The following is a 21,908-nucleotide window of genomic DNA, read 5'->3' as shown; positions in this document are numbered from 1 at the left end:
GGCCATGGGCTTGGGCTGCCGGATAATGCGCGCGCAGTCAAAACCACGTGATGATATCCGGATATATGTCTATACCGCGTGAAGCCAAATACCTTGCTCTAACTTGTTGATTTGTCGGTAAAGGCATCCATTGGTAAAGTGGCCGTCCTGCATTATCTGAACCTCGCCATGAGGTCAAACTGCGGCGTTTTGCCGCGGGATAGTTGCAGTTGGAACTTTCGTAATTTTTATGTTACGTTGGCCCCATTCCACCCACGCAGCCATGGAAGATACGCGAGTGGTTCGACCGGGGCCAAGGCACTCGGATTGTTCCGCACGCCGCACTATTGCGGGCAAAGCCGCCGACTGTGGCCAAGTACGCGCCATCCCCCCTTACCGAGGGCTACATGATGAATCATCGCAGCAAGCAAACAGTACGCATCGCAAGTCGCCGTACGGCCGTGGCCGTGGCCATGGCATTGGGATTGGGTCTGGCCGGTTCGGTGGCCGCACAATCCACGACCGGACGCATCTTCGGTCAGGCCACCGCCGGCGAAACGGTGACCGTCCAAGGCACGTCCGGTACCACGCGTGAAGTCACGGTCGACAGTTCCGGCCGGTTCGACCTGTCTGCGTTGCCGCCTGGCAATTACACCGTGACCCTGAAGAAGGACGGCGCCGTCGTGGATACACGCGAGAACGTGTTCGTCGTCGTCGGCGCCGGTACTGAAGTGCCATTTGCGGCGGTGACCTCGCTGGCCACGGTCAGCGTTTCGGCCAACGCCTTGCCGGCCATCGACATCAGCGGCGTGGATTCCCGAACCGTCGTGACTTCGCAGCAGTTGGCGGCCTTGCCGATCGTGCGCACCGCCGAGGCAATCGCACTGCTTGCGCCGGGCGTGGTGCCTGGCAGTGCGCTGTTCACCGATGCGAACGGCTTCTCCCGCAACCTGGTGTCGTTTGGCGGTTCATCGGTGGTTGAGAACGCGTATTACCTGAACGGCTACAACACCACCGATCCGCTCAGCGGCATGGGTGGCCTGACTCTGCCGTACGGCGCCATCGACCAGCAGGAAATCCTCTCCGGCGGTTACGGTGCAGCCTACGGCCGTTCCGATGGCGGTGTGATCAGCCAGATCGGCAAGCGCGGCACGAACGAGTGGCACTTTGGCGGCCAGCTGCTGTACACCCCGAAGGAACTGAAGGCGGATCCGCGGAGCTACTACTACGTCAACCCGGATGGTTCACGCGGCAAGATCCGCCAGGACCGTTATGACAACAAGACCTGGAATGCTACGGCGGATGCGTATTTCGGTGGCCCGCTGATCGCCAACAAGCTGTACATCTTTGGCGCCGTGGAAGCCGACCGTGTGCAGGGCCAGTCCACTGGTTCCGACGTGGCGCCTTACGTTACGCATTACCGTACTGACAATCCGAAATGGTACGGTAAATTGGATTGGAACATCACCGACAACAACATCCTGGAAATCACGGGTGCGTCGAACAAATCATCGTACGCAGGCGTCAAGAACAAATACGACTACGCCACCCATACCGAGGGTACGTTCAACAGCTACGACACGTCCACCAAGGTCGGCAGCGACCTGTATACGGCCAAGTTCACCAGTTATATGACGGACAACCTGACCTTCAGTGCGTTGTATGGCCAGATGCGCGGCACGCTGTTCAGTGAAATCCCTGGTTACGATCCCACCTATCCAAACATCATTAACCCGAACCTCGAGAACCCTGCGATAACTGGCGGCAACCAAATCATCAATAGTCAGACAGAGTTGCGCATCACCGACCCGGCGCATACCTCGAAGAACACCAACCTGCGGTTGGATGTGAGCTACAAGCTCGGCAGTCACACCCTTACCGCGGGCATCGACAACCAGAACGTGCGGGATACGCATGATGGTCAGACGACGTCAGGCCCAGGTTATGCGTGGGAATACAGTCATCCGGTTGACAAAGACGGCAACGCCTTGGATCCATCTACATGGATCGTCGGTGGTCCCGCCGCGAGTGCTGACTGGCAGGCATTGCCGTGGGTCCAGGCACCCGGCGGTTATGCCGGCGGCGAGACTGGTTACTACGTCGCAAGATATATCTATCAGGCCAGTGGCTCGGTTCGTACCACCCAGCGTGCGCAGTACCTGGAGGACAGCTGGCAGGTGACGGACCGCTGGCTGGTCAAGCTCGGTCTGCGCAATGACCAGTTCACCAATTTCAACAGCGACAGCATTCCGTACCTGCGCCTGACCAGCCCGCAGTGGGCGCCGCGCGTCGGCTTCAGCTGGGATGTCAATGGCGACTCCAGCTTCAAGATTTACGGTAATGCGGGCCGTTACTACCTGGCCATGCCGGCCAGCGTTGCGCTGCGTGCGGCGGGTGCCTCGCTGTATACCCGTCAGTACTACACCTACACTGGCATCGATGCCCACGGCATCCCCACTGGGCTGACCGAGATCCCGACCAGCACCGGCGGTCCGATCTCGGCCAACCTGGAATACGGCATCCCGCGCGATCCCAGGACTGCGACTTCGACCAACCTCAAGTCGGAGTACCAGGACGAGTACATCCTGGGCTTCGACAAGCAGCTGGGCCCAGCCTGGACCTATGGCGTCAAGGCCACCTACCGCAACCTGCGCAATGCGATCGACGATATCGGTGATGCACCGTCGATCCAGGCCAAGATGGACGCGATGGGCATCGACCCGGCCACCTACGACCCGGACAGCATCCAGGGCAGTTACCTGATCAATCCGGGCCGCACCTCGATCTTCCAGATTCCGAAGCTGGCCGGTGGCTACTATGACGTGCCCATGGACTGGGTGAAGGACTTCCACTTCAACACCACGCTGAAGCGCAAGTACTACGGTGTGAACTTCTACCTGGAGCATCCGTTCGACGGCAAGTGGTTTGGCCGCGTGGACTACCTGTACTCGCGCAGCTACGGCAACAGCGAAGGCCAGGTGCGTACCGACATCGGCCAGACCGACGTCTCGGCCACGGTGGACTGGGACTACGCCGCGGTGATGGACTACGCCAACGGCGACCTGGCCAACAGCCGCCGGCACCAGATCAAGGCGTATGGTTCGTACAAGCTGGCGCCCGAGTGGATGGTTTCCGGCAACGTGTTCATTGCTTCCGGTGCACCGAGGACATGTCTGGCGCGCTACGGCGGTCCAAACGGGACCAACCCAGGCCTCGGCTACGGCCCTTACTATCACTTCTGCAGGGATGGCCAGCCGTATTCGCCGGGCAAGCAGCATGAGCCGTGGACCTACCAGGTCAACCTCGGTGCCGAGTACCGTCCGATGTGGGCGCAGCAGAAGCTGGCGTTCAACGTGAACGTGCTGAACGTGTTCGACAACCAGGCGATCACGCAACGTTATCCGCGGTCCGACAACGTCAATTGGCTGCGGCCGTACTCCTCGCTGACCCCGCGGTCGGTGCGCTTCGGCATCACCTACGACTTCTGATTTTGGAATCGTGTGCTAGAAAAGGCCGCTGGATTCTAACCTAGCGGCCTATTTTTCTATAGCGTGTGAGTGGACCCGGTAGGACAAAATCGACTCTATATTAGTCATGCAGGGTTTACCATCCTATATTGATATTCAGGGGTTCCATCCATTCAGATAGGGATACGAAGACTGCGGAACTTCTGTTGGCGCAGGCAAGCCACACGAAGGATGACCAGCAAACGCCCCATTTATGCCAGAGCTTTGACAGTATTGGGCTTGTGAATATCCCAGTGCCGATCTGAAGTACACTATTTCCGAATAATTCGAACTTTGCCCAGGTTCACAATTAAAGACATATGTGGGTTCATGGGTGACGGTGTCCGTCATCATCTGGCCGCTACATGTAACACTCCGATCGCCACAGCTAAATTCTTCTTCAACCCGATATGCGTTTGATGGGTCTATTTGCCCGCCGTGGTGGCTGATATTGTTACAATAAAGAACCTGTTGTCCGATAATATTGTCATGCGCATCAAAGTAAATGATGCTCCTTGCCGCGAAGGGTAACGCCATGGATGATAAAGGCATCAGGGTGGCCAACACTGCGAAAAGAGGCAGATAACAGGACTTGAAGGTTTTCATCGATTTCCCCTTGATATATGCGTCGCCTATGAGCGGCGATATGGAGCATATAGCTGGACCCGTGAGGTTTTTGGAAGCCCTATCTTAATTTAACCCGTCGATTCGCTTTTCGCGCAGTGCTGCTTTCTACCGTTGGTGACAAGCTGCCGGTGACCGCGGGTTCGGCGACTTTGACTTTGGCGATCATGTCTTAGCCCTCAGCAGATGCGTAGCAACGCATTCAATCCCGCCCTTTTGATCCGGCATCGCTCTCTGTGAGAGGGGAAGAGCCCTCTCACGGTATCTGCGAAACGGACTCGATTAGAAATTGGCTTGATGTTGTCGTGTGGCGAAGCCGACGGTGAGCGCACCCTCACCGACATTGACCATGCCGGTGATGCCCATCGGCGCCTGGAGCAGCGTCACGTTGGTTGCCGCGCAAGCGTCGTGCAACTCGGAGTATCCGGGCAGCCCGTTCAGCGTCGACACGTCGCCGCCATAGCTCAGGCACACCATCGGCACCAGCAGGCCCGCCCGTACCTGGCGTGCGGCATAGGCAAACAAGGTCTTGGCTCCAGAATCGAAGCCGCGGATCTTGCCGACTGGCCCGGTTTCACCGCGATAGCAGCGCAGGAGCGGCTTGACGTCCAGCGCCGAGCCCAGCACGGCGCTCAGCAGGCCCACGCTGCGATCGTTCTTTTTCTTTGCCCTGGCACGCAGGTAATACAGGTCACGCGGCAACATGTAGCCGTAGCTGTTGTCGGCAATGTAGGCGAGCCGCGTGCGGATAGCCGTCGGCGCGTGGGCCTCGGCGATCATGCGCGTGGCCTCGAAAACCGCCGGTGCCGCGCCGGCGAAAATGTTGCGCGTGTCGATGATGCGCATCATGAATGGCCCGGTCAGGCCCGATGCGGCGCGCGCCCTGCGGTAATTCATCAGGATGCGGTAGCTCGCGCGGTGCACGTTGTCGTTGATCGGACTGCGCGTGGCAGTGATCGTGAGACAGAACACGCAGTCGTGTTCCAGCGCCAGTTTGTCGAGGAACAGATGCTCCACTTCCTCGACCGAACACGGCGCGGTCTCCGCCTCGTGGTTGCGCTGGCCAAGTTTGCGTTCAATGAAGCGCCGTATTTCGGCCGGGCTGCGGTCGTCCATGAATACTTCGCCGTCTACCTTCACCGTGATTGGCATCACGGTGATCCCATGCTGCAGCAAATAGTCGTGCGGCAGGTCGCAGGCGGCGTCGATGGTCACGGCGTAACGCATCATGAATTCCGGCTGGGGCGTACTTGGAAACATAGCACGCACGCCCCGCAACCGCCGTCCCAGCAGGTCCTCCGTCACCCCCGCTATCCCGTCATTCCCATGAGGCGCTTCACAACAGCGAAGCTGGTCAAACGGGGATCCGCCGCACTCCCTACCTCGTCATTCCCGCCTGCCGGGAATGACGAGATGTGGGGTGGAGGCCTTTCTCAAAACGTTCCGGACAGCAGTGCGCGGTAGCGGGAATTCAGTGACAACGCCAGGCGCTTGATCGTGTTGCGGGTGCCACCTATCCTGAGCCGACCACCGTGGAAACTCCGTCATGCCATTGACCCGCGCCATGCAGGTGGAGGGCCGCCCGATCCGCGTGTATGACGGACTGGTGCCCTTGCCGCTGATCAAGCAGCTCACCGACGCATTCATGGGCGCGAACTTCGTCAAGGATGAAATTGCCCGCGCCGAAACCTCCCAGTTCCGCCATTGGGAAATGGGCATACCGCTGGAGACTGCCAGGCAGCTCGCGGTGTACCAGCCGACGCTGGAAGCCTTGCGTGATTTCGAGGGCGCCGCCGCCTATCGCGTCGAACGTTGCTACTGCAACCATGCCGCCTACGGCGAGATGCTGTTCATCCATACCGACACCAGGGTGCCCGGGCAGAAGGCGCTGACTGCCTTGTGGTATATCGCGCCGGAGTGGAACCCGGAGTGGGGCGGCGAAACATTGTTCTACAATAGTGAGCTCGACGCGATGGCCGCGGTGACACCACGGCCAGGCCGGCTTGCGGTGTTTGACGGCAACATCCCCCACGTCGGCCGGCCACCCAACCGCATCTGCTACGCCCCGCGTTATACCTTGGCGTTCAAGCTGGAGCCCGCAGCTGGCTGAGCCCCTGGGTACCCGTATGCAGGCCACCTCTTCCGTTTCCAGCGACGCCCGACTTGCCGAGGCGAAAGCGCTGTTCCAGGCCAACGAACCGGTGCAGGCTGAGGCGATGTTGCGCGCATTGCAGCGGGACGATCCAGTCCGGGAAGACGTCGGCATGTTGCTGGCCAACGTGCAGCGCAGCCAAGGCCGCTTCAGCGCTGCCGCCCAGACCCTGTACAGCTTGTGCGAGGCGAGCCGCTTCGACGCAGGGGTGAGCACACGCAGCGTGGGTTTCATCCGCGAATGTGACCGGCACGCAGTGGCTGAGACGATCTGCAAGGCCGCGCTGGCGCGTGGTGCGGCGTCGGCGGAGTTGCTGATGCAGGCGGGCAACGTCGCCCGTGAGTTGGGCCAGTTCGACACGGCACGCACGCGCTACCTGGCAGCGCTGGATGCGGGTATCGACCTCGACCGCCACCACGTGCTGAACGCGCTGGCCAATACCCGGCGTTATGTCGATCCGGCAGATGTCGAGATTGGCTGGTTCGCCCGGCATTTCGCGGCAGGGCGCCTGCCGCCCCGGCCGCTGGCCTCGGCCGGCTTCGCCCTGGCCAAGGCGCAAGGCGACCTTGGCGACCATGCGGCGGCGGGCCGGACCCTGCGTCGGGCCAACACGATCCTGCGTGACGTCTGGCGTTGGGATGCTGCCGCGTGGCAGCAGGCCGTCGCTACCCGGATGCGGGAGGTGGTGGTGCCAGCAGAGGGGGTGTCCAGGCAGGCGTTCGTCCCCGTCTTCGTCATTGGCATGCCGCGTACCGGCACGACCCTGACGGCGACCTTGCTCGCCCGGGCGACCGGGGCGCGGGACCGTGGTGAACTGCGCACCCTGCGCTTCGTCGCAGAGCGTCTGGTCGCCGGTGGCCACCTGGGCCAGGGTGCAGTGATTGCCGAAGCGGCCGGGCTCTATCGCATGCTGGCGGTCCAGGACGATGCACCGGCAAATTGGTACATCGACCAGGACCCGATGAACTTCCGCTACCTGCATGTCGTCGCAGCCATGTTTCCGCAGGCTCGGGTGATCCACCTGCGGCGCGGGCGGGCGGATACCGCCTTGTCCCTGTGGACCCAGGATTTCGCCCACCCCGACCTTGGCTTTGCCTATGACTTTGCCGACATACAGGCGGGGATGGCGGGGCACGATGTGCTGATGCAGCATTGGAAGCGCACCCTCCGCCTGCCCATCTTCGAGCTCGATTACGAGGCCTTGGTCGACGAGCCCGACACCACTGTGGCCCGCTTGGGCGAGTTCATCGGCGCCCCGTCTCGGACTGAGGCTGCAGTTGAGGCGACTCCGGTCCTCTCGGCGAGCGTCTGGCAGGCGCGTCAGCCGGTGTATCGGACCTCGGTGGGGCGTTGGCGCGCGTACGCACCATTCATTCCCGAGCTCGCGCGCTTCGCCGACGCCCCATGACTGGTCAGTGGTGTGCCGTCGCGGCACGTGGCTGCGGATCATGCGCGTACTGGCGCATGGGCTTGTGCCGCTGCGACGCTGCGGGCACGCTTGGCTGATGGCTACGTCCTTGTCCACGCAATCCCTGGCGGTGTTGCAAACCGCTGCCGGCCTGCTGCAAGGCGGCCGCCATGCACAGGCGCGCCCCATGCTGCAGGCGCTGCTGCAGGCCTACCCCAACATGGCGCAGGCCCAGCGGCTGCTGGCCGGGTCGTTTTTCCAGACCGACGAACACGTGCTGGCCTTGCAGGCCGTGCAGGCCTGGCTGGAGCTGCAGCCGGACAATCGCGAGGCCCAGGTCCTGCGCGCGCGGGTGTTGGTGGCGGCTGGGCAGCACGCCGAAGCCGAACGCGCCTTGCGGCAGATGCTGGCCCTGGTGCCCGACGATCTGGCTGCGGCATCCATGCTGGCGCGCCTCCTGCTCGGCGCCAACCGCGCCGCGGAGGTGGGCAGCTTGCTCGAGCCGCTGTTCCGGGGCGGTCGCGCCAATGCTGAAATCCTGATGCTGTATGGCCACGCCTTGATGGCGCAAGGGCAAGCCAACCAGGCCGAGCGGGTGTTCCGTCGCTGGCTCGAGCTCGAGCCCAATGATGGCGACGCGCGCCTGCGCCTGGCTGCGGTGCTGGTCGACACAGGGCGTTACGAGGAGGCGGCGCGCGAAGCACGCGCCGGCATCGCCAAGGTCGGCAAGACGGCTGAGGCTGCGTTCGTGCTGGTGCGTACGCTCCTGGGCCAGAGCAGGTTCGATGAAGCCGAAGCGGAGCTGCGGCAGTTGGTCCGGGCGTGGCCTGGCCATGCCCTGGCGCAGGCCAACCTGGCCGAATTGGTGTGGATGCGCAGTGATGACGCCGAGCTGGCATGCGCCGAATTGGACGCGGCCCTGGCGCGGCAACCGCAGTTGCACGCCTTGCGGGCCAGCAAGGCGCGTCTGCTGCTAAGCGCGCGGCGCGCGCGCGACGCCCTGGCGGTCATCGATGCCGGCTTGGCGCTGGCGGATCGCGATCCTGAGCTGCTGCGCACCGCAAGCGCGATCGCCCTGGAGTTCGATGGGCCGCGTGCGCTGGATTACGCGCAGCGCCTGCTGGCCGTCGCACCGAATGACTATGGTGCCCGGGTCGCGTTCGGCAATGCCTGTCTGGCGGTCGGGCGGGCCCAGGCGGCACTTGAGGCGGCCGATGCATTGCACCGGGCAAACCCCACCGATGGGCAGGCCCTGGCGATGCGGGCCGATGCTTTGCGCATGCTGGGTGACGCACGCTACCGCGAGCTGCTTGATTATCAAGGCCTGGTACGGCCCGCGCTGCTGGACGTGCCGGACGGCTGGCCGAACCTCGCGGCTTACCTCGACGACCTGGTGGCCGATCTCACACGCTCGCATGTCTTGCGTGCGCACCCGGTGATCAACTCGCTGCGCGGCGGCACCCAGGTGCAGCTCATTCCGCAGGATTCGACATATGCGTCGATCCGTGCGTTCCCGCAGGCCATCGATGGGCCCATCCGGCGCTACATGGAGGCGATTGGCCACGGCACCGATCCCATGCGCAGTCGCAACACCGGCCGCTACCGGATCAGCGGCATGTGGTCGGTGCGGCTGCGTCCGCATGGCTTCCACGTCAACCACTATCATCAGGATGGCTGGATTTCCTCGGCGTGCTACCTGCACTTGCCGCCGGCACTGGATCGGCATACCGGCGAAGGCTGGATTCAGTTTGGCGAGTCGGCGTTTCCGACCCGGCCGCCGCTGGAACCCGAGTACGCGGTCAAGCCGGAGCCGGGCCTGCTCGTACTGTTTCCTTCCTACATGTGGCATGGCACCGTGCCGTTTTCCGGCGGCGCGGACGAATACCGCATGACTATTGCCTTCGACGTCGTGCCGGTGGCTGCCTGACGCCGCCTCTGCACCACTTCCGCATGCCCAAGGATCCTTTGGAATGGCCGACAACTGGCTGATCGACCCGATCGTCACCGCGCTGCAGGCAGGCGATGCGCCGCTCGCCGAGCAGCACTGCCGCGCCGCGCTCGAACAGATGCCGGATGACATCAACGTGCTCGTGTTGCTGGCCCTGGCCCTGCAGCAGCGTGGGCAGCCGGCGCAGGCGCTCGCGGTGTTCGCCCGGTTGGTCGAGCTGTGCCCGGAGGACAGCCTGCACTGGTCCAATTACGCCTCGGCGCTGGGTCGCGCGGGCGACCTGGAAGGGGCCGAGCGGGCGGCGGAAACCGCGGCCCGCTGCGCGCTGAACGATCCCGAGCGCCTGGACGAGCTGGGCCTGATCCAGCTCGAGAGCGGCAAGCCGGCCATGGCGTTGGCCACCTTGATGCGCGCGTTCGACCTCGCGCCGGATGCCGTGGGCATCCGCCTGCACGCCGTACGGGCGTGCCTCGCCTGCCACGACCATCGCGCCGAGATCCTGCTGCAGCCCTGGCGCAACTGGCTGCCACTCGCGGACGAGGAAATGGCTGAGTTGGCCCAGTTGCTGGTGCAGGTCAATGAACTCGATGATGGCATGGAACTGCTCGAGGACCGGGTGCGCCGCGCGCCGGGCGACTGGTCCGCGCAATTGCTCTTGGCGAAGGTATACGAACGCGTCAACCGGTTGGATCAGGCGCAGGCCAAGCTGCAATGGATCCTCGCGGCCATGCCTGGCGATGCCGATCCCGGTATCCGGCGCGAGGTGGAAAGCCAGGAGGCCCAACTCGCCATGCGCCGGCGCGACTATGCCGCCGCACACGCACTGCTGACGGCGGTCGGCCCCGCCCACGCCGACCACGACGCCTATTACTTTGCGCTGGCGAAGGCCTGCGACCGGCTCGGTGATACGGACGCGGCGATGCAGGCGTTGCAGACGGCACATGCCATCCAGGTCCGGCTGCTGGGCGTGTCCAACCCCCATCTGCTGGAATCCGACGCGCCCCTGCTGCCACACGTCGACGACCGGGTGGACGAAGCGGACTACCGGACCTGGCCGCAGTTGAAGGCGCCCGACGCCAGCCAGTCGCCGGTCTTCGTGGTGGGTTTCCCGCGCTCGGGCACGACACTGCTGGAGCAGATGCTCGATGCGCATCCACGCCTGCAGTCCATGGACGAGCGACCCTTCCTGAACCGGCTGGCCAATCAGCTGGGGGACATCGGCATCGAGGTTCCACGCGACCTCGGCAGGCTGACCCAGCGCGATTGCGACGAGCTGCGCAAGGGTTACCTGATCATGGCCTGCGGCAAGGTACCGCGGCGCTGGGATGCGCGCCTGGTGGACAAGAATCCGCTCAACATGTCATGGCTGCCCATGATCCATCGCATCTTCCCGCGGGCCAAGTTCGTGTTCGTGTTGCGCCATCCGTGTGATGTCCTGCTGAGCTGCTTTCTGCAGAATTTCCAGGCGGCACCGCTGATTGCCGCCTGCCGGTCGCTCGAGCACCTCGCACGTTCCTACGTGGCGACCATGGAGCACTGGCTGCATCACGTGGATGTCTTCCAGCCGGACGTCTTTGTGTCGCGCTACGAGGACCTGGTGGCCGATACCCCGATGCAGACCCGCCGGATCGCGGACTTCCTCGACCTCGGCGCGGCGGAGAACATGCTGCGTTTTGCCGAACGGGCCCGGGAGAAGGGCTATATCCGGACCCCGAGTTATTCGCAGGTGGTCGAGCCGATCAGCGCCAGGGCAGTGGACCACTGGCGGCAGTATGCGGCGTACTTCGAGCCGGTGTTGCCGATCCTCGCGCCCATGCTGGCGCACTGGGGCTACGCCGACACGCCCGGACGACCTCCTGCCGCATGACGCGCACGGCCTGTCGGGTGGCGTGCGGGCCTGCTTGGACTCCAGAGTGGATACCGCGTATCGGGAGCAGACACCGACTCCCGAGAGTCCCAGTGCGCGAAGTTGACCTCAGTCAATTGTGAAACGGAAATTAATGTTTCACTTTTCGGACGTGAAATGGGCGGGAATGAAGGTTAGGGGTGTGGGCGGTGGAAACGTTTGCAGCCCGGACGGCGGCTACCACCCACGCTCCTAAGGGTTTGGTGGAACCGGTGACGGCGGGCAGCCAGGGAGCGCGTCCCGTGTTTGCCGGCAACTGACGCCACCCTCGTTCGCGTGGTGAGTCGCAATGTGCGTCGTTTGCACCGGACCCCAAGCTGGGCCCGGCGGCCTACTGCGGGGCGGCGGTTCGTCCCGGAGGCCGTATCCAAGCGTCAGCTGGCAAAGGGCCTCGCAGCTGCGCGAGGTTCCGAATATTTCTCAACGTGATACCCGGAGAGCGCAATGAAATTCAATCCAAATCGGCTTTCGTTGGCCGTCCGCGCGAGCCTGTCCCTGGGCGCCGTGCTGGCCGTTGGCGGCGTCGGCGGAGTGCACGCCCAGGACCAGGCGGCGGCGCAGGCGGACCAGGGCCAAGCGACGACCCTGAAAACCGTCGTCGTCACCGGCTCGCACATTCGCCGCGTCGACCTGGAGACATCCAACCCCGTCATTTCCGTGTCGTCCGAGCAGATCCAGGCCACCGGCAAGCTGACCTTGGGCGACGTGGTGCAGAACCTGCCGGCGGTCACCGGTGGCCTGCTGACCCCGACCGTCAACAACCAGAACAGCCCGAACGCCAATCCGCGCAGCCGCACCATGGTTGGCCTGCGTGGCGTGGGTTCGGACCGCACCCTGACCCTCGTCGACGGCCAGCGCGTGATCAATGCCGACATGAATGCGATCCCGGCGGCCGCCGTGGAGCGCATCGAGGTCCTGACCGACGGTGCATCGGCTGTCTACGGTTCCGACGCGATCGGCGGCGTGATCAACGTCATCCTGAAGTCCGATTACCAGGGCGCGCAGGTTTCGACCAACTACGGTATCTCCGACCGCGGTGACGGCGAGACGCGCGGCGGCAGCTTTGTGTTTGGCCAGGTATCAGACAACGGCAACCTGATCGCGGGTGTCAGCTACAACAAGATGGACATCATCTTGCAGGGCAACCGCAAGTTTTCCCAGTACGCGCTTTCGCTCACCGCCGACAGCCCGAACGGCCCGCTGTACGTGGTCAAGGGCGGTTCCGGCACCGGCATCTACGGCAACATCCGGCTTCCGCGGGACATCGCGGCGCAGTTTGGCTGCACGACCAAGAACAACCTGGCGGCGAACCACGATGCCATCAAGTCCGGCAAGAGCCCGCTGGGCCCGGGCGACTTCCATTGCTTCGGCAACGACGACCGCTACAACTACGCGACGGTGCAGGCCTTGCGCGCGCCGCAGGAGCGCGTCAACGGCTTCTTCAAGGGCACCTACCACCTGACTGACCACGTCGACGCGTACATGACCACGTACATGAACAAGTCCACGGCCGCGATGCAGTTGGCGCCGAATCCCTGGGGGATCAGCACGAACCAGCCGATTTCGGCGCAGAGCTACTACAACCCGTTCGGCATCGACTTCACCCGCGCCAACGGCAACACCATGGGCTTCCGCCAGGTCGCCGCCGGCAATCGCGTGTATGCCTCCAGCGAGCGCACGAACCAGTTGCAGGCCGGGCTCAAGGGTTCCCTGACCTTGTTTGACAAGGACTGGACCTGGGACGCCGGCGTCAACTACGGCTACTACACGTTCACCACCACCACCGGCGGTTCGCCCAGCGGTTCCTTGCTGGCAGCCGGCCTGGGGCCCTCGTTCATGAACAGTGATGGGGTGGTGCAGTGCGGCACGCCGAGCGCGCCGATCTCGCTCAACTCTTGCGTGCCATGGGACATTTTCAGCGGCCAGTCGGCTTCCGCTGCCGCGGCCTTGAAGAAAGCCTCGGTGCAAACCCTGATGCAGCAGTGGACGCTGCAGCGCCAATACCACGCCGATGTCACGGGCGCCTTGTTCGATCTGCCCGCGGGCACGATGCAGTTGGCGGCTGGTGTTTCCTACCGCAATGAATTCACCAACAACACGATTCCGTATCAGCAGCTGATCGATCCGACCACCGGCAACTGCCCGGGTGCCGGCTGTGCCAGCCCCCTGCGCGGCAGCGACAACGTCAAGGAAGCGTACGCCGAGCTGTTCATTCCGCTGCTCAGCGACCTGCCGTTTGCCAAGTCGCTGAACGTGACCCTGGGTGACCGCTACTCCAAGTACAACATGGCGGGCAGCACGAACAACTGGAAGGTTGCGTTCGAGTGGAAGCCGATCACTGACCTGATGCTGCGCGGCACGGTGGCCTCGGTGTTCCGCGCCCCGAGCATCCAGGACATCTTCGGCATGCCGGCAAACAGCACCTCCAGCCTCGGCAGCGATCCTTGTGATGGCGCCACCACGCCGAATCCGGCCTGCGTGAATGTGCCGCTGGATGGTACGTTCCGCAACCAGACCGTAGCCGAGCACGGCCAGGGCAGTGGCTTGTTCTCGGGTGCCAAGTACCTGAACTTCCCGCTGAAGCCGGAAGAAGGCAAGTCCTTCGACTTCGGCGCGGTGTATTCGCCGGAATTCGTCCCGGGCCTGTCGCTCAGCATCGACTACTGGCGCATCTACCTGAACGATACGATCACGATCCCTGGCGAGCAGACCGTGCTGGATCTTTGCTACAACGGCCTGTCCCAGTACTGCCCGCTGATCCAGCGCTTCCCCGAGGGCGGCAACATCGGACAGATCAAGCAGGTCTACCTGCCCACGACCAACCTCGGGCGGCTCGATGTCAAGGGTACCGACTTCTCGGCCACCTACCGCTTGCCGGAGTTCGGCTTCGGCCAGTTCGTCTTCAGTGTGAACGGGACCTACATGACCCAGTACCAGATCCAGATTGCACCGGGGACGGGGGCAAACCGGGTGTTCCAGGGTGCCGGGGTGATGGGCTCGCAAGGCTCTGGACTTGGGTCGGCGTGTGCGACGAACTCAGGTGGCCTGTGCTTCTTCCCGCGCTGGAGCATCCAGCCGGCGATGAACTGGCAGCTGGGTTCCTGGGACGCAACCTGGCGGATGCGCATCAGCAGCCCATTCAAGATGGGCTCCAAGGACCTGAGCCAGCAGGCGACGGCGTACCCGGGTCGCGATGGCGTGGTGTTCCAGTATGGGAGCCACGCGTACAGTGACGTGAGTCTGGGCTACAACATCAAGCCGATCAACACGCAGGTCAGCATCGGTGTCAACAACCTGTTCGACAAGCAACCGCCGTTGCTTTACACGAACAATTCATTGAACGCGAATACCGACCCGGCGGACTTCGATGTCGTGGGACGCTACTACTGGGGGCGGGTTACCGTGAGCTTCTGAACCCACATTGACGTTTACGTCCAGAGGCCGCGCCGATCCGTGACGCGGCCTTTTTTTGTGCCCGGTGTTCAGGAGGCGCGCGGCTTGGACGCCCGCCGGGGTCGGCGGAACCATGTTGCCATGGTCAGTTTGGCAGGCAAGAACGATGCCATGGACTTGCGAGGACTTGACACTTGTCAAGTCTGCGGAGCGGAAATTTTGACTTGCGTCATTTGTGTGCTTTGCGTTAGCCTTCCGCAAATGTAAGGGAGATGGGACTGTTTTGTAAAAGAATTGGCAAGGCACGCAGTAGATGTTTGCCCGCCTTGTCGATTCGACCTTCTCTCAGCTCACTCGCGGCGGGACCGCGTGGGTGACTTGGCAAGCTGGCCCGCGCGAACGAATCGCGGACAGCACGACACTTGGCAACACTCGCAAGACCCTAGGGCAGAACCTCGACATGGCACGGGGTACTGAAATGTCATTGATACCTCAAATCCGGAGAGCGTAATGAAATCCAATCGAAACAAGCTGTCGCTGGCGGTGCGAACGGCCCTGTCCCTGGGCGCCGTGATGACCGTTGGCGTTGCCGGCAGTGCATTTGCCCAGGATCAGGCCGCATCGCAGCCCCAGGCAAGCCAAGCCACCGAACTCAAGACCGTCGTGGTGACTGGTTCGCACATTCGCCGCGTGGACCTCGAAACATCCAACCCGGTCATTGCGGTCTCCGCCGAGCAGATCAAGGCGACCGGCGCCCTGACCCTTGGCGACGTGGTGCAGAACCTGCCGGCGGTCACCGGTGGCCTGCTGACCCCGACCGTCAACAACCAGAACAGCCCGAACGCCAATCCGCGCAGCCGCACCATGGTTGGCCTGCGTGGCGTGGGTTCGGACCGCACCTTGACCCTGGTCGACGGCCAGCGCGTGGTGAATGCGGACATCAATGCGATCCCGGCGGCCGCCGTGGAGCGCATCGAGGTCCTGACCGACGGTGCATCGGCTGTCTACGGTTCCGACGCGATCGGCGGCGTGATCAACGTCATCCTGAAGTCCGACTACCAGGGGGCCCAGGTCACCACCAACTACGGCATCTCCGATCATGGCGATGGCGAGACGCGTGGCGGTGGCTTTACGTTCGGCCAGAGCTCCGACAAGGGCAGCCTCATCGCCGGCGTCAGCTACAACAAGGCGGACATCATCCTGCAGGGCAACCGCAAGTTCTCCGAGTACGCCCTGTCCCTGACCGCCGACAGCCCGAACGGCCCGCTGTATGCCGCCAAGGGTGGTTCCGGCACGGGCATCTACGGCAATATCCGGCTGCCAAAGGACATCGCGGCCCAGTTTGGTTGCGCCACCAAGAACAACCTGGCAGCCAACCACGATGCCATCAAGTCCGGCAAGAGCCCGCTGGGCCCGGGCGACTTCCATTGCTTCGGCAACGACGACCGTTACAACTATGCGACGGTGCAGGCACTGCGCGCACCCCAGGAGCGCATCAACGGCTTCTTCAAGGGCACCTACCATCTGACCGACCACGTCGATGCGTACATGACCACGTACATGAACAAGTCGACGGCGTCGATGCAGTTGGCGCCGAACCCCTTTGGGATCAACACCAATACGCCAGTTTCGGCACAGAGCTACTACAACCCGTTCGGCATCGATTTTACCCGCGCCAACGGCAACACCGTGGGCTTCCGCCAGGTGGCTGCCGGCAACCGTGTGTATTCCTCCAGCGAGCGCACCAACCAGCTGCAGGCAGGACTGAAGGGATCTCTGACCTTGTTCGACAAGGATTGGACCTGGGATGCCGGCGTGAACTACGGCTACTACTCGTTCACGACGACCACCGGCGGTTCGCCCAGCAGTTCCTTGTTGGCGGCCGGCCTGGGACCCTCGTTCATGAACAGTGACGGGGTGGTGCAGTGCGGTACGCCGAGCGCGCCGATCTCGCTCAACTCTTGCGTGCCGTGGGATATCTTCAGCGGCCAGTCGACCTCCACCGCGGCCGCCTTGAAGAAAGCTTCGGTGCAAACCTTGATGCAGCAGTGGACGCTGCAGCGCCAATATCACGCCGATGTCACAGGCGCCTTGTTTGATCTGCCCGCGGGCACGATGCAGCTGGCGGCTGGTGTTTCCTACCGCAATGAATTCACCAACAACACCATCCCGTTCCAGCAGCTGATCGACCCGACCACCGGCAACTGCCCGGGTGCCGGCTGTGCCAGCCCCCTGCGCGGCAGCGACAACGTCAAGGAAGCTTATGCGGAGTTGTTCATCCCGTTGCTCACCGACATGCCGTTCGCCAAGTCGCTGAACGTGACCTTGGGTGATCGTTATTCCAAGTACAACATGGCGGGCAGCACCAACAACTGGAAGGTCGCCTTCGAGTGGAAGCCGATCACCGACCTGCTGCTGCGCGGCACGGTGGCCTCGGTGTTCCGCGCCCCGAGCATCCAGGACATCTTCGGCATGCCGGCAAGCAGCACTTCGAGCTTGAGCAGTGACCCCTGCGATGGCGCCACCACGCCGAATCCGGCCTGCGTGAACGTGCCGCTGGATGGTTCGTTCCGCAACCAGACGGTGGCCGAGCATGGTCAGGGTGGCGGCTTGTTCTCGGGCGCGAAGTATCTGAACTTCCCGCTCAAGCCGGAGCAGGGCAAGTCCTTCGATTTCGGCGCGGTGTATTCGCCCGAGTTCGTGCCAGGGCTCTCGGTCAGCATCGACTACTGGCGCATCTACCTGAACGACACGATCACGATCCCGGGTGAGCAGACCGTGCTCGACCTTTGCTACAACGGGATTGCCGAGTACTGCCCGCTGATCCAGCGCTTCCCCGCTGGTGGCAATATCGGACAGATCAAGCAGGTCTACCTGCCGACGACCAACCTGGGCCGGCTGGACGTCAAGGGTACGGATTTCTCGGCCACGTACCGCTTGCCGGAGTTCGGCTTCGGCCAGTTCATCTTCAACGTGAACGGGACCTACATGACCCAGTACCAGGTGCAGATCGCACCGGGAACGGCCGCGAACCGGGTGTTCCAGGGTGCCGGCATGATGGGCTCGTTGGGTTCTGGCTTGCAGTCGGCCTGCGCGTCGAACACCGGCGGCTTGTGTTTCTTCCCGCGCTGGAGCATCCAGCCGTCGTTGAACTGGCAGATGGGTTCCTGGGATGCGTCTTGGCGGATGCGCATCAGCAGCCCGTTCAAGATGGGCTCCAAGAACCTGAGCCAGCAGGCGACGGCGTATCCGGGTCGCGATGGCGTGGTGTTCCACTATGGCAGCCACGCCTACAGCGACGTGAGCCTCGGCTACAACATCAAGCCGATCAACACGAAGCTCAGCATCGGTGTCAACAACCTGTTCGACAAGCAGCCGCCAATGCTGTATTCGAACAACTCGTTGAATGCGAACACCGACCCGGCGGACTTCGATGTGGTGGGCCGCTACTACTGGGCTCGCGCCACGGTCAGCTTCTAAGTCCCGAGTCGACTGCTGTAAATCTCAAGGCCGCGCGAGCAATCGCGCGGCCTTTTTTTCATTGTAGAGATCAGTATCCCCGGCGAGCTGCCGCGCGCCAAACCTCTTGTGCTGGCGGATCGTGACGTCGATGCGTCACCGTGCGTTCAGGAAAGGTGTCTATAAGGAACTCGTTAAGAAAGCACGCTGATTTGCCTAGCCCCGCGCGCCAGATCGGACCAGGCGTACCGTCGGGAGGCATTGCCATGACACGTCGTCAGCATCTCATCGAGTTATTTCATCGCCGGGCCGGCACGCTGGTCCGCTCCACCCTGAGTATCGCCATCGCCGGTGCATTCGGCCTGTACGGACTGGGGGCCATGAGCGCGGTGCAGGCACAATCGTCCACCGGCAGCATCTACGGCACGGCGCCTGCGGGCGATACAGTCACGGTACGTGGGCCGAGTGGGGTGACCCGCACGGTGACGGTCAACGCCGCCGGCAGCTTCAGCGCTTCCTCACTGCCGCTGGGCGCTTACACGGTAACCCTGCAGAAGGATGGCGTCACCACCGATACACGCAACAACGTCACCTTCCCGGTGGGCGGCGGTACCCGCGTCGACTTCAACATACCTGCAGCAGTCCAAACGCTGGGAACCCTGACGGTGACCGCGAACAGCCTGCCGCCGATTGACATCAGCCAGGTCGACTCGCGCGTGGTGGTGACGTCGACGCAGCTGGCCAAGCTGCCGTTGCAGCGCAACGCCGAGGCGATCGCGCAGTTGGCGCCGGGCGTCAATGCCGGTACCAGCGCGTACGTTGGTTTGCGTGGCCCTGAAGGCCAGGTGCTCAATTCCTTCGCCGGTTCGAGCATTGCCGAGAACGCGTATTACATCAACGGTTTCAATACCACTGATCCACTGCACAACTTTGGCGGCCTGAGCCTGCCCTACGGCGCGATCGAGCAGGAACAAGTGTTGACCGGTGGCTACAGCGCCATGTACGGCCGTTCGGACGGCGGCGTGATCAATATGGTTGGCAAGCGCGGCACCAACGAGTGGCATTTCGGGGTTGCCGAACTGTGGCAGCCCGATTTCGGCATGGCCAGCCCGGACAACCAACGCTACCCCAGCGGTCCCATATACCTGACTGGCCCCGATGGCGCGCAAGGCAAGCCATACCGCTTCCGCAACGACAACAAGGCTTGGCAGCATACCGAGGATTTCTACCTTGGCGGATCACTGATCCCGGATCGTCTGTTCTTCTTCGGTGCATATGAAGCGAACCGGCAGGTGAGTGGGCAAAATGTCGGCAGCGTGGAAGTAAACCAGGCCACGCGTTATTCATACAATAATCCAAAGTGGTACGGAAAACTGGATTGGAACATTACCGATAATAACATCCTGGAATTGACCGGCGCATCGAACAAGTCATCCTATTCCGGTAACGTCTATGCCTACAATTACGCCACTGATGGCTCAAATCGCGGCACCTATGGCGCATTCAAGGGACCGGATACGCATACCAAGGACGGCGCCGACATGTACAGCCTCAAATATACCGGCTATCTTACGGATAGCCTCACGGTCGATGCACTGTACGGCAAGATGAAGCAGACCAACTATAGCGAAGCGGGCAGCGGCGACGATCCGTTTATCGCCCGGGCCCAGTTCCAGAATCCAGCCTACACTGGTGGCAGCGCCATTGTCGGGCCGCAGACCATCGCCACGGTGAATAACCCGGGTGCTGAGGACAAGACTCGTAACCTGCGCCTGGATATCAATTACAAGATCGGCACCCACTCGATTACCGCCGGCATCGACAACATGGATACCCAGGCCCTGAACATTGGCCAGCAACGCTCGGGAGCCGGGGCTTTCGCCTGGTTTTATGGCAAGGGTGATCCCAGCCTTGCCATCAGCTCGCTGACCGGCCAGGAAGTCGGCGCGCCTGGTGGTCAGGGTTATTACGTTTTCAAGGACATCTTCACCACGGGTGCCAAGAGCGTGCGTGTCAAGCAGCGTGCACAATATATTGAAGACCGCTGGCAGGTCACGAATAACATCCTGCTGTCGATTGGCGTACGCAGCGACCAATTCACCAATTACAACCCCGACGGTCAGGCTTATTTGCGCCTGACCAAGCCAAACTGGTCGCCACGCCTGGGTGCTACTTGGGACGTCTATGGTGATTCCAGCCTCAAGGTCTATGCGAATGCTGGCCGTTATTATTTGGACGAACCAGCCAATGTGGCCATTCGCGGTGCTTCAGGCAGCGTCTTTACCGACCAGTACTTCACCTACACCGGCATCGATCCGACCACCGGCCAACCGACTGGGCTGACCCAGATTCCGCAAGGGCATTATCCAGGCGTGTCCGCAAACAACGAATTTGGAGTGCCGCCAGACCCGCGCCAGGTCACCAGCAAAAACGCCAAGGCCGAGTATCAGGATGAATATATCGCCGGCCTGGACAAGGCATTCGACATGTTCGGCATGCATTGGACCACGGGCGCCAAGGCAACCTATCGCCGCCTGCGCAACATGCTCGATGATGTGTGCGAGACCGATGTATTCGTCAATGCCGGCGTCGCGCAAGGTTTCGATCCGAATGCGGCCGAAGGCCAAGGCTGCTACATCATGAACCCGGGTCGCAATTCCTCGTTCAACGTCCCGTTGGTCTACGGTTCCACCACGAGCGGCTACGGCACCATGACCGTGCCGTGGTCGGCATTTGGCATGCCGGACCTGCTGCGCAAGTACGTTGGCCTGGATCTTTACCTGGAGCATCCGTTTGACGGCAAGTGGTTTGGCCGCCTGGACTACACGATCAGCCACAGCTTCGGCAACTCGGAAGGCTCGGTGCGGTCGGATATCGGCCAGACGGACGTGGCGCAAACCGAGGACTGGGACAACTCGGGCGTGATGACCTACGCGAACGGCGACCAGGCGAACGACCGCCGTCACCAGATCAAGTTGCGCGGCTATTACCAGGTCACCCCGGAATGGCTGCTCGGTGGCACGGCGCAGATCCTCTCCGGCACGCCGCGTACCTGCCTGGGCTACTTCGGGCCGGAACAGACGGACCCGTTTGGCTACGCCGCGGCGTATCACTTCTGCGGGCCGGAGGGCAAGCCGGCGCCGGGTGGCGCCACCGGACGCACGCCGTGGCAGGAAATCGTCAGCCTGAATGCCGAGTACCGGCCGGCGTTCGCCGGGCATAAGCTTGGCTTCAGCGTGCTGGTCTACAACCTGTTCAATCAACAACGGGTGACTCAGTACTATGCGATCTCGGAGTCCGGCCCTGGCGTCCTGTCGAAGGACTTCTGGGTACCGATAAGCCAGGCGACGCCGCGTTACATCCAGCTCGGCGTGACCTACGACTTCTAGCGCGAACGCTGCTGGCCGGGGCGGGCCGCGTGGTGTTCCGCGCGGCCTTTTTGTGCGGGCATCGAAATTCGCCGACAATGGCGTGGCCCTCGATGCCGCGTGCAGCGGCGCACCTGGCGTGGGCGTCGCGCCGCCCTGCCATCG

10 protein-coding genes are annotated in these 21,908 nt (G+C 62.6%); 8 read left to right on the top strand and 2 right to left on the bottom strand.

The genetic code is table 11. The annotated features are described in order from the left end of the window. The first annotated feature begins 386 nt into the window (after nucleotides 1-386). Complete coding sequence (locus AC3WJB_RS00830; RefSeq protein WP_492677755.1) at nucleotides 387-3,467, top strand: TonB-dependent receptor; 3,081 nt, start codon at nucleotides 387-389, stop codon at nucleotides 3,465-3,467. A gap of 135 nt (nucleotides 3,468-3,602) precedes the next feature. Here the strand turns inward: AC3WJB_RS00830 and AC3WJB_RS00825 are convergent, their stop codons facing one another. Together AC3WJB_RS00825 and AC3WJB_RS00820 are read right to left on the bottom strand one after the other, a co-directional pair. Continuing rightward, the gene (locus AC3WJB_RS00825; protein WP_492677753.1) at nucleotides 3,603-4,091 is read right to left on the bottom strand and encodes a hypothetical protein; all 489 of its coding nucleotides are present in this window, start codon (nucleotides 4,089-4,091) and stop codon (nucleotides 3,603-3,605) included. 300 nt (nucleotides 4,092-4,391) lie between these two features. Next, a complete protein-coding gene (locus AC3WJB_RS00820) occupies nucleotides 4,392-5,336 on the bottom strand; it encodes a DegV family protein (protein ID WP_492677751.1) in 945 nt (314 codons plus the stop codon). A 319-nt stretch (nucleotides 5,337-5,655) separates the two neighbouring features. Here AC3WJB_RS00820 and AC3WJB_RS00815 point away from each other — a divergent pair, with 319 nt between their 5' ends. From AC3WJB_RS00815 to AC3WJB_RS00785, 7 genes are all read left to right on the top strand, one after another. Further along, the gene (locus tag AC3WJB_RS00815; protein WP_492677749.1) at nucleotides 5,656-6,219 is read left to right on the top strand and encodes a 2OG-Fe(II) oxygenase; all 564 of its coding nucleotides are present in this window, start codon (nucleotides 5,656-5,658) and stop codon (nucleotides 6,217-6,219) included. A gap of 16 nt (nucleotides 6,220-6,235) precedes the next feature. Beyond that, complete coding sequence (locus tag AC3WJB_RS00810; RefSeq protein ID WP_492677747.1) at nucleotides 6,236-7,669, top strand: tetratricopeptide repeat-containing sulfotransferase family protein; 1,434 nt, start codon at nucleotides 6,236-6,238, stop codon at nucleotides 7,667-7,669. 109 nt (nucleotides 7,670-7,778) lie between these two features. After that, on the top strand, nucleotides 7,779-9,596 hold the full coding sequence (locus tag AC3WJB_RS00805) for a tetratricopeptide repeat protein (protein WP_492677745.1): 1,818 nt from the start codon (nucleotides 7,779-7,781) through the stop codon (nucleotides 9,594-9,596). 43 nt (nucleotides 9,597-9,639) lie between these two features. After that, on the top strand, nucleotides 9,640-11,484 hold the full coding sequence (locus AC3WJB_RS00800; RefSeq protein WP_492677743.1) for a sulfotransferase: 1,845 nt from the start codon (nucleotides 9,640-9,642) through the stop codon (nucleotides 11,482-11,484). Between the two features lie 483 nt (nucleotides 11,485-11,967). After that, nucleotides 11,968-14,937: a TonB-dependent receptor plug domain-containing protein gene (locus AC3WJB_RS00795; RefSeq protein ID WP_492677741.1), complete on the top strand. Its 2,970-nt coding sequence runs from the start codon at nucleotides 11,968-11,970 to the stop codon at nucleotides 14,935-14,937. Between the two features lie 489 nt (nucleotides 14,938-15,426). Further along, complete coding sequence (locus tag AC3WJB_RS00790) at nucleotides 15,427-18,396, top strand: TonB-dependent receptor plug domain-containing protein (protein ID WP_492677739.1); 2,970 nt, start codon at nucleotides 15,427-15,429, stop codon at nucleotides 18,394-18,396. A 245-nt stretch (nucleotides 18,397-18,641) separates the two neighbouring features. Next, complete coding sequence (locus AC3WJB_RS00785; protein ID WP_492677737.1) at nucleotides 18,642-21,764, top strand: TonB-dependent receptor; 3,123 nt, start codon at nucleotides 18,642-18,644, stop codon at nucleotides 21,762-21,764. The last annotated feature ends 144 nt before the right edge of the window (nucleotides 21,765-21,908 follow it).

The organism is Rhodanobacter sp. FW510-R10, from assembly GCF_058781105.1.
Note: the sequence above shows the minus strand (reverse complement) of the source record. Positions and strands in the feature narration are given on the sequence as shown.